This is a genomic window from Rahnella sp. BCC 1045 (assembly GCF_019049615.1).
GTDB classification, from domain to species: domain Bacteria; phylum Pseudomonadota; class Gammaproteobacteria; order Enterobacterales; family Enterobacteriaceae; genus Rahnella; species Rahnella contaminans.
The window spans coordinates 98165-111707 of the sequence record NZ_JAFMOZ010000136.1; the positions used below are offsets into that span (position 1 = coordinate 98165).

The window sequence follows — 13543 nt, forward strand, 5'->3', positions numbered from 1 at the left end:
CTCAATCATGCGGCTGGCGTTTCATGCAAATGGCGCCACAAAATTTTCCCTTCTGCATCCACCACAAATAACACCGTGGAATAACGCAGCGTTTCCGGCTGGCCGGGCAACTGCTGGCGTTCCTGATACGCGATTACCGCGCCTTTTTCACTTTCCGCAATCACCACCGGCTCTTCGACCTCAATCTTCAGTCCGCTTTTCGCGCCCCGCTGCGCCCTGAAAAACGCACACAATGCCGGATGGTCCAGCCGGTGGCCGGTGATCGTCACCATCGAATAGGCCGGACTAAAGCGCGCCAGCAGTTCATCACAAACCTGCTCGGGTGCGCCGGAGTCCGAAAACCAGCGCTGGATTAACTCATGCGCTTCAAACACTTCTTTCACAAAACAATTCATCTGCTCTCCTTTTGAAGTTCTCGCTGATTCAGTTCCTGCACAATTTCACGGCCAGGTAACCGCAGACACAGCAACACCGGAACAATAACGCTGACGGCAGCAAGAATGAACGCCAGCCTGAACGCCGATTGCGGAAGGTAAATCTGTAAAATATTGAGCATTACGCTGACCAGCGTCACGCCCAGACAAAAACTTAGCTGGCGGTTGATGTTCCAGAGCGCACTGGCATCAGCCAGTTTCTCCGTCTGAATATGTAAGAACGCGCCACTTTGCGCCGTGCTGCTGCACAAACTGCTGCCCGCTACCATCAGCGTGAACGCGGCAAACGGGAAAGATTCAAACGCCGGAACAACTGGCTCAGGCTTCATGGATTGCGCACAGCCGTTTGCCGCTGCCGATGAGCTGGCCGGTGACAAATACTCATCGAGAGAAGATACCTTTCCGGGTTTCCTCGCCTCCGGCCGTGACCGCCGACAGCGCATCGGCGTTATTAGCTTTTGCGCTCGCAGGAGCAGGCGTCGCGTTGCTGCCCGACTGGCTGGTGCAACCGGAAATCGACGCACAGCGTTTATGCTATTTGCTGCCCGATCACCGTTTCCCGCCGCAGGGTATTTTTGCGTTGTATCCCAACACCCGCCATGTGCCGGAGAAGGTAAGGCGCTTTATTGATTTTTTGCAAAAACAGATGGTGGAGTGATAAAACAATGACCCCTTAATAAGGGATAATCTTGTTTTCTTCCTGAGTCATCAGATTAATCAGTTTCGGATGTACATACAGTTTTTCACGCCCGACGGCTATTTCATGCAAAACGTTTATCTCACACAGTTGTTTAAGATACACCGATGCGGTCTGACGCCGGGCGATGCCCAGTTCAGTCAGGTTTGAGATCCGGCAATAAGGCTGTTCAAAAATAACCTGCACCAGTTCATGGCTGTAAATTTTGGGGAGAAAATCGCGGATGTGCCGGGTGGTAATGTCGATAAGTACCCGCACGGAGGCGATTTTCTCCGTCGTCCATTTAGAGGTTTCCTCAACAGCAGCCAGCATAAATAAAATCCACGGTTCCCACTCTCCTGACAACGTTATCCCACGAAGCAACTGATAGTAATCAGCTTTGTGAGCGACGATGTACCGGCTCAGGTAAAGGATTGGTAAAGTCAGCAACTCTTTTTCAAGCAGAAAGAGAATGTTGAGAATGCGACCTGTCCGACCATTTCCATCGGTAAAAGGATGTATCGCCTCAAACTGATAATGCAGAATCGCCATTTTTATCAGAGGATCCAACTCATCCTGCGTATGGATAAACGTCTCCCAGTTGCTCACCAACGTTCGTATATTCTCTTCACCAGCCGGAGGGGTATAAATCACTTTATGATCATGGCTTTTAAGCGTCGTTCCGGTCACTTTGCGAATATCCATCTCGCAATTTTTTAGCGTACTGCAAATTCCCACGGCCGTAGAAACACAAAGTGGGCGCTGAGACAGATGCCTGAATCCATCATAAAGAGCTGTACGATAGCGCAGTGCCTCTTTGGTCGCGTGGTCTGCCTGACTGTCTTCCTGCGAGAACTGAAACAAGCGATCAGAAGTGGTGACAATATTTTCAATTTCCGAGGAATCTTTTGCTTCGAGCAAAGGGATGAGGTTGATCAGCAATCCCTGATTTGGCAACAAATTTCCGGCTTGTTTCAGTTCCGCCAGAGCTGCTCTGGCTGTAATACAGGCTTTCAGGACAGGCATAGTTTCTACCTGCGAATGATCGGGAGGAAGCAGAGGGAGATAGTTATAAGGTTTTTCCGGATCCCATTTCATATGTCTATTAATCTCCTTTTTATCGACAGGTCTGCAAGATGTGTCGATAGCATAAACATATCGCTTAAACATGTCGACAAAATGGGTTTTTATCGACATGTTTTACTCGGGAACATAACATGTCTGACTTAATGACTACATAGTGGCAGATATATTGGCACAGTTTCCCGCTCAGACTAAGCTCTACAACAGCTAACAGAAGGAAAACGCTGACTATGATCCTCGAAACATCGCGGTTAATTCTCCGGCCTGTAGAGGCTGATGATATCGGTTCATTTTTCGCTATTTACGGCGATCCGCAGACAAATCTTTTTAATCCACGTGGCCCGATTAAAGACATGGCGGCGGCGAAGGAAAAACTCGGCGGCTGGTTACAGGAATGGCCCGAGCACGGTTTCGGACATTGGGCGATTACGCTGAGCCATCAGCCAGATGACATTATCGGTTTTGGAGGTCTGGGGGTCCGTGAAGGTTACGAGAATCACCGGGTGTTTCTCGGTTATCGCTTTGCGACCAGCGCGTGGGGAAAAGGGCTGGCAACGGAATTTGCCAGCGCAGCGCTTAACGCCGGTTTTGAGAAACTGGGCATTAAGCGGATTTCTGCCACCGTGCGCGAAAACCATCTGGCGTCGCAGCGCGTACTGGAGAAAATCGGCATGCAGAAAGTCGGTTTTGAAGGTGATCCGGTACACGGTGTCGGGAGCTATCTTTACCGGCAGACAGATCACCGCACAATCCGCTGATCGTCAAAATCAGCAGGTGGCCAGCGCGTCAACGTCGCCTGCGGTGATCAGCGCCAGATGGGCGGAAACCTTCTCAACCGGCCAGTTCCACCAGGCGATCTGCTCCAGGCGTGCGATTGTCTCACTGTCGAAACGGTATCTGATGACCTTAGCAGGATTACCTCCCACGATGGCGTAAGCAGGGACATCGCCGGTGACCACCGATTTCGATGAAACAATGGCGCCGTTCCCGACCTTAACGCCGGGCATAAACAGGGCTTCATAGCCAATCCAGACGTCATGCCCGATCACCGTATCGCCTTTAAAAGGCAGGTCTTCTGCCGCTGGCGTCACCTTTTCCCATCCGTTGCCAAAAATTTGAAACGGATAGGTCGAAATGCCCGAGAGCTTGTGATTCGCCCCGTTCATGATGAATTTCACCCCGCGGGCCAGGGCACAGAACTTTCCAATCACCAGCTTATCGCCAATAAACGGAAAGTGATAAAGCACGTTGCGCTCGAAATCTTCTGAATCAACGGGATCGTCGTAGTAGGTGTAGTCGCCAATAATAATATCGGGATTGCTGACGGTGTTTTTGATGAAGCAGATCTGAGGAAAACCAGCCATCGGATGCTTGTTATCGGGGGACGGACCCAACATGTTATCTCCTTATATAAATGACCCGGCGGGACAGGACGCTGCCCCCCACTAAGAGTCATGGTGCCAGCACTCTATTTTAGAGGATAATCGCGGGTAATCGATTCACTATTCAGGAAATCAGCGAATGACACAGCAACCCGCACCAGAAGACTATTACACGGAAAAATACGGCCTGACCCGTACCCATTCAGAAATTATCAACGCGGTTAATTACGTTCAGCCGGGTAAAGCGCTGGATTTAGGCTGCGGAAGCGGGCGTAACTCACTGTATCTGAATCTGAAAGGCTTTGATGTCACCGGTTGGGACAATAACCCGATGAGCGTGGCGAAAGTGAATGACATTATTGCGGCTGAATCTCTGCAACACATCAGTATCAGCGAGCAGGACCTGAACACGCACCGTTTCAGCGGCGAATATGATTTCATTTTCTCCACCGTGGTGATGATGTTCCTGGAACGAAACAGCATTCCGCACATCATCAGAGACATGCACGCGGCGACCAGGCCCGGCGGCTACAACCTGATTGTCGCGGCCATGGACAGCCCGGATTATCCGTGTCCGCTGCCTTTCCCGTTTACCTTCAAACCGGAAGAGTTGCGTAATTATTACGAAGGCTGGGAAATCGTGAAATACAACGAAGACGTCGGCGAGCTACATAAACGCGACGAAAACGGTAACCGTTACAAACTGCGGTTTGCCACATTGCTGGCGAAAAAACGTTAATTAAGCATTAAAACGTTTATTGCCAATAAAGAGCCGATAGAGAAATCTCCGGCTCTTTTTTATTTCCGTCTACGCTCAGCAATTCAGGACTTTCGTTAACCTGTTTCACTCTGCCCACGACGTGAACAATCTTGCCAGAATGTCAAAGTGTGTGTGATAATACGTCGCGTTATTTACGACAAAAACAACGTAAAATCAAATTGTTAAGGTTTTGGCGGCTGTTGAGCGATGCGTAACGGAGCATCCGGACATGGCTTCTATCTTTCGTTTACTGCCGCAGCGGCAACATTCAGAGACATCTATGAACTGGGACGTAATGAAGTGGTTAATTGGTATTTATCTGGGCTGTTTTTTGGGACTCCTCAAAATGGCCTATTCAGATCCCAAGTTCTACCTTGATTATATTGATAAAAAATTCTCGTACGTCTGTTATACCTGTTTCATTGTCTGCGGTGCGCTATGGGCAGGGCTCTTTTTGTCCCGGGGTTATGTCATGGACAACATTGATTTAATTTCTGAACAGCAGACATTAATAGATAAAGAATATAATTACGTCACTTCTTATCTGCTTTCCATGATCATCGGCTCCGGAATTTCGTTCGCGGCCAGCATTCTGTTTATCGACATTGCCCGCAAAAAAATCGCAGCGTCCGGCGAGGCATAACGCCCGCCCGCCTGCTTCGGGAATAGATTCAATAATATGAGCTATCATTAGGGTTTAACTGATGAGGGCTCATACATGACTTCAGTTGCCAGTCTCACCGGCGGGATAATATTCATACTCATCGGGATTGTGATGATCTGGATACTGTTCCGAAACCACCGAAGCAAGACCAACAACAAGTTGCTGACTCCCGGCAACTGCTTACTCGCTGCTCTGACGGTCGTCTCGTTCATTATCGCCATCATATTCCTGAGCAGTTCATCGTAGATTCCGCTTCAGAAACGCAAAAAGGCCGCCTGATGGCGGCCTTCTCATTAATTTTTACCCCACCCGGCGCTTATCTCCGGCACTCTCATTGGCTTAGCTCTTGAAGGGGCGAACTCATCTTCTCAGATTCCTCCTACTAGTATTTAACAATAATTGCCATTTTGACTATTAGCCTGATAACAAATGATTTTGAAGATGTGCTGCGCCTGAGTAACTGCTACGAACAATGTGAGCACGTTATTCGTGTTTTTATCATTATGTGCGGCAGCATTTTGAGATTCTGAGTTGAAGTGAAGCAACTGTAGGACGAAACCAAAGTATTAGCGCAAGACGAATCACGGCCTTCGGAGGTTTTGAGTTGTTTTGCGCTAAATTTTTGCCCCATACCCCATACAATGCTCCATCCACTTTCAGAACACCACTGTGTCATCGACCACTTCATCACCAAATGAGATGAACCACTTGTCTATGGTCGATTCAAGGCCGCGCCGGATTATGGTTATCAATCGCCAGAGCTCAACCTCTCCATCAACCCTAGCAAGCAGCCGGTGACCGTCTACTGGTTTAATGGCCGTATCGATAATCAGCATCGCCCCTGAATTGATGCCTTCTCCGAGATATCGCTCAACAACATGCAGCCTGGATGATTCCCGTCCGAACCGGCATATTTTATTGAGGTCAATCCCTGCCTCTACGTAGTCAGTTGCTGGTGATGGAAATCCCATAGACTCCTCCTACCTCACATAGCCCATGTTAACCAAGAAATAGCGCTTATCTTCTCCGTGACAGTCTGTGTAATCACGAAAGAACGACTGATGTTTCTCTATCCAATCGCTAGCCTCATCCAGTGTCCAGAAGTGGTTTACCTTTGCTAATTCCTGCACAAAGCGGGCTGTGGTCACCTCCTTCCCGCGTTTAGGGTCGATTGTGATGCTCCTGACGAAAGCCCTTTTATGTCGTAATACTTAGCAATAATCACCCAACAAAATACTGTTCATAAATACAGAATGATCATGAGGATTTTATCTTGTGAAGGGCGTGGTGAGAGAAAAATCTTAGTAGGCTGATCTGCAAAGCAATAAAAAACCCCACCTGAGCGAGGTTGAGTGATTAGCCTACAAAGCAAAAACCCTCCGATGATTGGCTCTAAAGTGTATGATGTGAGAAATTTCATAAAAACATTTGTGAGGAAAGTATGATCAATTCCTTGATAGCTTGGCTCGTAAGGATAGTTGCCGTAGGTTGCACTTATATATTGATACTGGGTTCTCAAGTGACAGTATCTTCATGATAACCGTAGAAGGTGTAATGATATTTATCTGGGGACAGATGGAATATAACTTTTATAGAGAATCAAAGAAAAGATAACTTTCTCCAAAGATAAATTATATATGAGATATGACATGTCATCGAAATTTAAACATCTGGTTGGGCTGAGAGGCATCGCCTCATTCGTTGTAATGATGGCTCATATGCAAATGCTATGGAGTGTTGCAGTCTCAAGGGGTGGAGTATTTGATGAAAACAATGCCGTTTGGGAAGTATACAACACTATTTTCAATGGAAACTTTTCTGTTTGCATTTTCTTTGTTTTAAGTGGATATGTTGTTCTCCTGGGATTTTATAACAAAAAAGATTCAAAATACCTAATATCATCGGCAATAAAGAGATACTTTAGACTTACTCCCGTCCCTCTTGCTGCAGTTGTAATAGCTTGGACTGTATATTCAACTGTTGGATTTCACAACAAGGAAGCGAGCCAGCTAATGGGCGGGATAGCTTGGTTTTCTAACCCATATAGTTTTCATCTTGAACTTCCATCTGCTTTATATCAGGGGCTTGTAGGGATATATCATGGAGAGTTTAATTTTGATGGGGCGCTGTGGACAATTCAGATAGAGTTATTCGGCTCTATTGCATTATTCATTATAACTTATTTCATATGGGATAAAGGTTATTTTGTTTTCGCTAACTTGCTATTAAGTTTGATGGCAATAATCCTATTAGGAAACTATGGGCTTTATTTTTGTTTATTTTTAGTAGGTGGTTCATTTTGCAGAAAAACTAGTTTCAATTTGAACCCTTGCTGGGCATTCCTTGGATTGGCTCTGGGCATTCAGAACGACGGATGGACTATAACAGCTCTCATGCAGCAGTACCTACCAAGTAATATTACAGCTTCTGTTCTATGTCACGTGCTTGGCGCAATTATAATCTTTTACTCTATAAACTCTTCTAAAAAATTAATGGATTTTTTAAGCTCGAAACCATTTTCCTTCCTAGGTGATATTTCATTTAGCTTGTATGCAATACACTTAATCGTTTTATTTAGCGCAGGCTCGTATGTTTTTGTAATTCTACACCCTATTATTGGAGCTAATGTGTCAGCATTTATTGCGATGTTTACAACAATCATTTCCACCATCTTTATTTCTGTATTAATGACTGAAACAATAGATCATTACAGCCAAAGGCTAGCTAATAAAGTTGGCAGTATGGTTTATTAGATAATGCGGGTAGAGCTTAAGGTTGATGCAGTGGCATTTCCATCATTCAATTGCATCAACTCCACACTGTATTATTCAGCATTCACAGATGTGCCACCTGCACAGCCTCCACAAGAATGCGCTCCGGAGTCTTCTTCATAAGATAATGCCCCTCCAATAATAACCGAACGCAGCAAGGCACGTCCCGCCAAATACAACGCCTCGTGTGGCCACTTGCACCGATTGACCGTTGGATGAAATAACAGTGGAAGTAGGCTCGACACCTCCTGCTACACCACCAGTCGTCGCCCCCATCCGCCGCCAGATCAGATCTGTAACACAAAGAAAAATTTATGAGGGTTTCTTGTGTGGCACGTTGTTGCTACAATCTTGATACAAAGCTTAAAGGTATAATTTCATGCAAAGACTTAAAGGACTTGATGGCATTAGGGGGGTGTTAGCGTTAGTTGTAGCCCTAGCCCATGCCCTCGGGCATTTTACAGGATGGAAGTCAGGTATAAATCCGATACATAACACGTCTTTTGCTGTAGATGTATTCTTTGTTTTATCTGGAATTGTACTATTTCATGTTTACAGCGAGTCTATTCAAAATAAAGAATTAAACTTTGTTTGTTTCTTTAAAAAAAGAGTATTGCGACTTTATCCAATGCATTTAGTCGCGAACATTCTTATACCAATTTCACTTTTCATTAGCTCAGGTGTTTTTTATCCTGACTGGATAGGGAATGTCACGTTTGCAAACATTATAGGCGACAATCTGCTTTTAAATTCAATGAATGTTGGATTCGATTTTTCAAGTAATCAACCAAGTTGGTCTATATCAATTGAACTGTATATAGGCACACTACTGGCATTCACATGCTGCAAGTATAAATTTGCTCCGATACTTTTTGCATTCCTGTCAATTGCACTAGCAATATTTTTCAAGATACACCCTAAAGATATAAACGAAAACAAGGATATATTGGTTAACGGTGGTATAGTAAGGTGCCTATTTAGCATGTCATCGGGAGTCTTCGTTTACTCCATCATAAGAAAAAACCTTAACATATTCCAAAGGCACCCAATTACTACGGGGCTTATTGGAATTGGTGGCTTCTGGTTTATGGTGGCTACTATATACAACATCAACCTATCAATGACGGAGTATTACTTTGTAGTTTTAATAACTTCCATTGCTGTTTCCTTAGTCGGGTTGATTGGATTTAATTCATTAAAGTTTCTTGATTCTGGGTTCTTTAGTATGCTTGGAAGGCGTTCGTTTTCAATTTACCTATTGCATACTCCAATTCTGTACCTCCTACTTGGATTAAAGACAGTAAATAACACCTACAATGTCGCTGTAGCAATTGCTGCGATAATACTGACCGTCATTGTTTCAGGATATACTTCCAAATATATTGAGAATCCCTTTATCAAAGTCTCTCACAAACTAAAACAAAGCCCTCTATGAGGGCTGTTCTGGCCATGCCATCTCCTGAATATTATTTGTGTTTACCCTATTAAGCAATACAACATATTTCTTCCAAGCTAAAAAAGTTGAGTTTTCAGCTTGGATCGCCACAGGTTTAACAGACACCTCAGAGTCATTTAAGATGACTTAAAGAGAGGTGCCCATGAGCGGTAAGCGTTATCCCGAAGAGTTTAAAATTGAAGCAGTCAAACAGGTTGTTGATCGCGGTTATTCTGTTTCCAGCGTTGCAACACGTCTTGATATCACCACCCACAGCCTTTACGCCTGGATAAAGAAGTACGGTCCGGATTCTTCCACTAATCAAGAACAGTCAGATGCTCAGGCTGAGATCCGCCGTCTCCAGAAAGAGCTCAAGCGGGTTACCGACGAACGGGACATATTAAAAAAAGCCGCGGCGTAATCCCCAATAACAGGTGCTGGTTCACGCGGATCAGGACAGTCAGTACACAAGCCATGAGTGGCAGTCGTTCCTGAAATCACACGGCCTGGAGGGCAGCATGAGTCGTCGCGGTAACTGCCACGATAATGCTGTTGCAGAAAGCTTTTTCCAGTTATTGAAACGCGAGCGGATAAAAAAGAGATCTACGGAACGCGGGAAGAAGCCCGCAGTGATATTTCTGATTACATCGAAATGTTTTATAACAGTAAGCGTCGGCATGGTTCTAGCTATCAGATGTCACCGACAGAATATGAAAACCCGTATTATCAACGGCTCGGAAGTGTCTAGATTACCCGTGGCGATTCATATGCGAAGCAAAGAACTGACATTTGCACTTTTGTCTTCAACCCTTCAGTGACCGGGATTCGCCAGTCAAAAAGCATTTGCTACATACCGGGATCCATTGCTGCATCATGGAACACTCTGTTAAAACGAGCTGGCATCCGGCACAGAAAAGCATATGAGTCCCGACATACATTCGCATGTTGGGCACTGAGTGCGGGAGCTAACCCAAGTTTCATTGCCAGCCAGATGGGTCACACAAATGCGCAGATGGTATTCAGCGTTTATGGAAAATGGATGGCTGAACAAAATGGCGACCAAATCGCCATCCTGAATCAGAATTTCGACTTCAATGCCCCACAGATGCCCCATAAGAAACTGGCCGGAATAGAATAATAAACTATTACAGCCAGTTACCTATCTCTCAGTGTTTTATCATCACATGCCTGATCGCCGTGTAGTCTTCCAGTCCGTACATCGACATGTCTTTGCCGTAGCCGGATTGTTTCTGGCCGCCGTGTGGCATTTCACTGACCAGCATGAAGTGCGTATTCACCCAGGTACAACCATATTGCAGGCGGGCGCTAAGACGATGCGCGCGACCGATGTTTTGCGTCCAGACGGAAGAGGCCAGCCCATAGTTCGATTCGTTTGCCCAGTCCAGAACCTGATCTTCGGTGTCGAATTCGGTGATGCTGACCACCGGTCCGAATACTTCTTGCTGAACGATTTCATCTTCCTGCCGCGCCCCCGCCAGAACGGTGGGCTGGAAGTAATACCCTTCGCCGGAGACGCGTTCGCCGCCGGTCACGACCTCAATATGTGGCACTTGTTTTGCGCGCAGTACAAAACCTTCGACACGTTCGAGATGCGCCGCAGAAACCAGCGGGCCCATTTCGCTGTTTTCATCAGTGCCTAATTTCAGCGTGGAAACCGCTTCGCCCAGCGCCGCGACCAGCCGGGCATAAACCCCTTTCTGCGCGTAAATGCGGCAGGCGGCGGTACAGTCTTGCCCGGCGTTGTAGAAGCCAAACGTGCGTACGCCTTCAACTACCTTATCGATATCCGCGTCATCAAACACAATCACCGGCGCTTTGCCGCCGAGTTCCATGTGGGTACGTTTGATACCGCTGGTGGCTTGCGCAACAATCCTTTCGCCCGTCGCGACCGAACCGGTCAGGGAGATCATGCGCACTTTATCGTGATGTGTCAGCGCGTTACCCACCGTCTGACCGTCACCAAACAGCACGTTCAGCACGCCCGCCGGAAAAAGATCTTGTGCCAGTTCGCCCAGCTTCAGCGCCGTCAGTGGCGTGATTTCAGACGGTTTGATCACCACACAGTTGCCCGCCGCCAGTGCGGGCGCGATTTTCCACGCTGCCATCATCAGCGGATAGTTCCACGGCGCGATAGACGCTACCACGCCCAGCGGGTCGCGGCGGATCATGGAGGTATGTCCGGTCAGATACTCGCCACTCGCCAGCCCGTTCAGACAACGGCTGGCACCGGCAAAGTAACGGAACACGTCGGCTACCGCCGGAATTTCATCACCCAGCGCCAGATGATAAGGTTTACCGCAGTTCAGCGATTCGAGTTCCGCGAGGGCTTCAGCACTGGCTTCGATACGATCGGCCAGCGCCAGTAACAACTCAGAACGGCTTTTCGGCGTGGTCTGCCCCCAGCCGGTAAATGCGCGGTGCGCCATATCGACGGCCTGTTTGGTCTGCTGTTCGCTGGCCTGCGCCAGGCGCACAATTTCCTGTCCGTTATGCGGGTTGAAAACCGGCAATGACGTCCCTTCTCCGGCAACCAGCTCACCATTAATCAGCATGTTCGTTTGCATCATTTTTCCTTATTATTTGCCGTCACCGGCCACATCAGACCCGTTTCTTGTCAGATACCACGCCCCTAAAATCGGGAACATGGTCAGTACCATCAGGCTCAGTGCGACGACGTTCGTCACCGGCACTTCGCGTGGCCTGCCCAGCTGGTTGAGAAGCCAGATAGGCAATGTCCGTTCGTGACCGGCGGTGAATGTCGTCACAATGATTTCATCGAAAGACAGTGCGAACGCAAGCATTCCGCCCGCCAGCAGCGCCGTGCTGAGGTTGGGCAAAATGATGTAGCGGAAGGTCTGCCAGCCGTCGGCCCCGAGATCCATAGACGCTTCAATCAGGCTGTGGGTGATCCGCCGGAACCGCGCGATGACGTTGTTATAAACAATCACCATGCAGAACGTGGCGTGACCGATAACAATGGTCAGCATGCCCGGTTCGATCTGCGCGGCGTGAAAGGCGTTGAGCAGCGCCAGCCCGGTGATGATCCCCGGCAGCGCGATCGGCAACATGAACAATAATGTGATGCTGTTTTTGCCGTAGAAATCGCGCCGGTACAGCGCCGCCGCTGCCAGCGTGCCGAGCACCATCGCAATCACCGTGGCGTAACAGGCGATTTGCACCGAGAGCCAGACGGCGTCGAGAATGTCGTGACGCCCTGCCGCCACAGCGAACCAGTGCAACGTGAAGCCTTTCGGCGGAAAACTGAACGCCGCGTCTTCGGTGTTAAAGGCGTAAATCGCGATGATCAGCAGCGGGAAATGCAGGAAAACCAGCCCGCCCCACGCGGAAAGTTTCAGTAACCAGGGTGCGCGTTTAGAGTGCATCGAAAGCTCCCAGTCGTTTAACCATCGACAGATAAAGCGCGATCAGCACGATAGGCACCAGCGTAAACGCGGCGGCCATCGGCATGTTGCCGATCGAACCTTGTTGTGAATACACCATATTGCCGATGTAATACCCCGGCGGCCCCACCAGTTGCGGGATGATGTAATCGCCCAGCGTCAGCGAGAAAGTGAAAATCGACCCGGCGGCAATGCCCGGCACGGCCAGCGGAAAAATCACGTAGCGCAAGGTTTGCCACGGCTTAGCGCCTAAATCTTCCGATGCCTGGATCAGCGACGGCGGCAGGCGTTCCAGCGCGGCCTGAATCGGCAAAATCATAAACGGCAGCCAGATGTAGACGAAGACCCAGAAGCGCCCCATCCCGGACGTCGATAACGTGTTACCGCCAATTCCCGGCAGGCTCAGCACCGCCGTCAGCAGCGGTTCCAGCCCGAGATGCTCCAGGAACCATTGCAGCACGCCGCCTTTGGAAAGCAGCAGCGTCCATGCGTACGCTTTGACGATATAGCTCGCCCACATCGGCATCATAATGGCGATATAAAAGAACGCCTTTTTCTTGCCAGTGATGTAGCGCGCCATGTAATACGCAATCGGAAACGCCAGCACCGCGCTGAAAAATGACACCAGCAGCGCCATCGTCACGGTGCGGATAATGATGTCGGCATTCACCGGATCAAACAGCGCCTGCAAGTTAGCCAGCGTCAGCGTGTTGGACACCGTCATGGTGAAGTCGTCGAACGTATAAAAACCCTGCCACAACAACGCAAACAGCGAACCTAAATACACCGCACCGAACCACAGCAGCGGCGGCACCAGCAGCAGCGCCAGATAAAATCCGGGGCGACGATGCAGGAATGTCACCAGCGCCCGGCCACGCCGCGATCGCTTCTCGTAAGGAGTCATGCTGATATCCAT

Annotated in this window: 13 protein-coding genes and 4 pseudogenes; 8 read left to right on the forward strand and 9 right to left on the reverse strand. The window is 48.3% G+C overall.

Features of this window, described 5'->3' with window-relative positions; all coding sequences use genetic code 11:
* Nucleotides 1-5: 5 nt before the first annotated feature.
* Together J1782_RS18470 and J1782_RS18475 are read right to left on the reverse strand one after the other, a co-directional pair.
* On the reverse strand, nt 6-395 hold the full coding sequence (locus J1782_RS18470; RefSeq protein ID WP_217153686.1) for a DUF4440 domain-containing protein: 390 nt from the start codon (nt 393-395) through the stop codon (nt 6-8).
* Nucleotides 392-718 (reverse strand): annotated as a pseudogene (locus tag J1782_RS18475) (MFS transporter); the annotation flags it as partial. The gene J1782_RS18470 and the pseudogene J1782_RS18475, both read right to left, overlap by 4 nt.
* A 17-nt stretch (nt 719-735) precedes the next feature.
* On the opposite strand from J1782_RS18475, the pseudogene J1782_RS18480 reads away from it, so the two are divergent.
* Nucleotides 736-1092, forward strand: a pseudogene (locus J1782_RS18480) (LysR substrate-binding domain-containing protein); the annotation flags it as partial.
* Nucleotides 1093-1107: 15 nt separating this feature from the next.
* Here the strand turns inward: J1782_RS18480 and fic are convergent.
* Nucleotides 1108-2208, reverse strand: coding sequence for a protein adenylyltransferase Fic (gene fic / locus J1782_RS18485; protein WP_217153713.1), 1101 nt, complete (start codon nt 2206-2208; stop codon nt 1108-1110).
* 215 nt (nt 2209-2423) lie between these two features.
* Here fic and J1782_RS18490 point away from each other — a divergent pair, with 215 nt between their 5' ends.
* Nucleotides 2424-2951 (forward strand): GNAT family N-acetyltransferase, encoded by a 528-nt coding sequence (locus tag J1782_RS18490; RefSeq protein ID WP_217153688.1) that lies wholly within the window; start codon nt 2424-2426, stop codon nt 2949-2951.
* A gap of 9 nt (nt 2952-2960) precedes the next feature.
* Here the strand turns inward: J1782_RS18490 and J1782_RS18495 are convergent, their stop codons facing one another.
* On the reverse strand, nt 2961-3590 hold the full coding sequence (locus J1782_RS18495) for a Vat family streptogramin A O-acetyltransferase (protein ID WP_152326745.1): 630 nt from the start codon (nt 3588-3590) through the stop codon (nt 2961-2963).
* 124 nt (nt 3591-3714) lie between these two features.
* Between J1782_RS18495 and tehB the strand changes: the two genes are divergently transcribed.
* Together tehB and J1782_RS18505 are read left to right on the forward strand one after the other, a co-directional pair.
* A complete protein-coding gene (gene tehB, locus J1782_RS18500; protein ID WP_152326744.1) occupies nt 3715-4314 on the forward strand; it encodes a tellurite resistance methyltransferase TehB in 600 nt (199 codons plus the stop codon).
* Between the two features lie 250 nt (nt 4315-4564).
* The gene (locus J1782_RS18505; protein ID WP_165059852.1) at nt 4565-4978 is read left to right on the forward strand and encodes a hypothetical protein; all 414 of its coding nucleotides are present in this window, start codon (nt 4565-4567) and stop codon (nt 4976-4978) included.
* A 677-nt stretch (nt 4979-5655) separates the two neighbouring features.
* Here J1782_RS18505 and J1782_RS18510 read toward each other — a convergent pair.
* Nucleotides 5656-5970 carry a hypothetical protein gene (locus tag J1782_RS18510; protein WP_217153689.1) on the reverse strand — a complete coding sequence of 105 codons (315 nt, stop codon included), beginning with the start codon at nt 5968-5970 and terminating at the stop codon, nt 5656-5658.
* Nucleotides 5971-6648: 678 nt separating this feature from the next.
* On the opposite strand from J1782_RS18510, the gene J1782_RS18515 reads away from it, so the two are divergent.
* Together J1782_RS18515 and J1782_RS18520 are read left to right on the forward strand one after the other, a co-directional pair.
* A complete protein-coding gene (locus J1782_RS18515; RefSeq protein ID WP_217153690.1) occupies nt 6649-7752 on the forward strand; it encodes an acyltransferase in 1104 nt (367 codons plus the stop codon).
* Nucleotides 7753-8149: 397 nt separating this feature from the next.
* On the forward strand, nt 8150-9205 hold the full coding sequence (locus J1782_RS18520) for an acyltransferase (protein WP_217153691.1): 1056 nt from the start codon (nt 8150-8152) through the stop codon (nt 9203-9205).
* Here J1782_RS18520 and J1782_RS26570 read toward each other — a convergent pair.
* Entirely contained in the window at nt 9200-9331 is a 132-nt protein-coding gene (locus J1782_RS26570; protein ID WP_217153692.1) for a tail fiber assembly protein, read from the reverse strand. The genes J1782_RS18520 and J1782_RS26570 overlap by 6 nt on opposite strands.
* Nucleotides 9332-9368: 37 nt before the next feature.
* Between J1782_RS26570 and J1782_RS18530 the strand changes: the two are divergent.
* Both J1782_RS18530 and J1782_RS18535 read left to right on the forward strand, forming a co-directional pair.
* Nucleotides 9369-9953 (forward strand): annotated as a pseudogene (locus J1782_RS18530) (transposase).
* 18 nt (nt 9954-9971) lie between these two features.
* Nucleotides 9972-10343: pseudogene (locus J1782_RS18535) on the forward strand (tyrosine-type recombinase/integrase); the annotation flags it as partial.
* Between the two features lie 28 nt (nt 10344-10371).
* Here J1782_RS18535 and J1782_RS18540 read toward each other — a convergent pair.
* Genes J1782_RS18540 through J1782_RS18550 form a run of 3 tightly spaced genes read right to left on the reverse strand, consistent with a single transcriptional unit; the run spans nt 10372 to nt 13531 of the window.
* Nucleotides 10372-11790 carry a gamma-aminobutyraldehyde dehydrogenase gene (locus J1782_RS18540; protein WP_217153714.1) on the reverse strand — a complete coding sequence of 473 codons (1419 nt, stop codon included), beginning with the start codon at nt 11788-11790 and terminating at the stop codon, nt 10372-10374.
* 12 nt (nt 11791-11802) lie between these two features.
* Nucleotides 11803-12609 (reverse strand): ABC transporter permease, encoded by an 807-nt coding sequence (locus J1782_RS18545; RefSeq protein ID WP_217153693.1) that lies wholly within the window; start codon nt 12607-12609, stop codon nt 11803-11805.
* A complete protein-coding gene (locus tag J1782_RS18550; RefSeq protein ID WP_217153715.1) occupies nt 12599-13531 on the reverse strand; it encodes an ABC transporter permease in 933 nt (310 codons plus the stop codon). Before J1782_RS18550 ends, J1782_RS18545 begins: the two co-directional genes overlap by 11 nt.
* Nucleotides 13532-13543 lie beyond the last annotated feature (12 nt).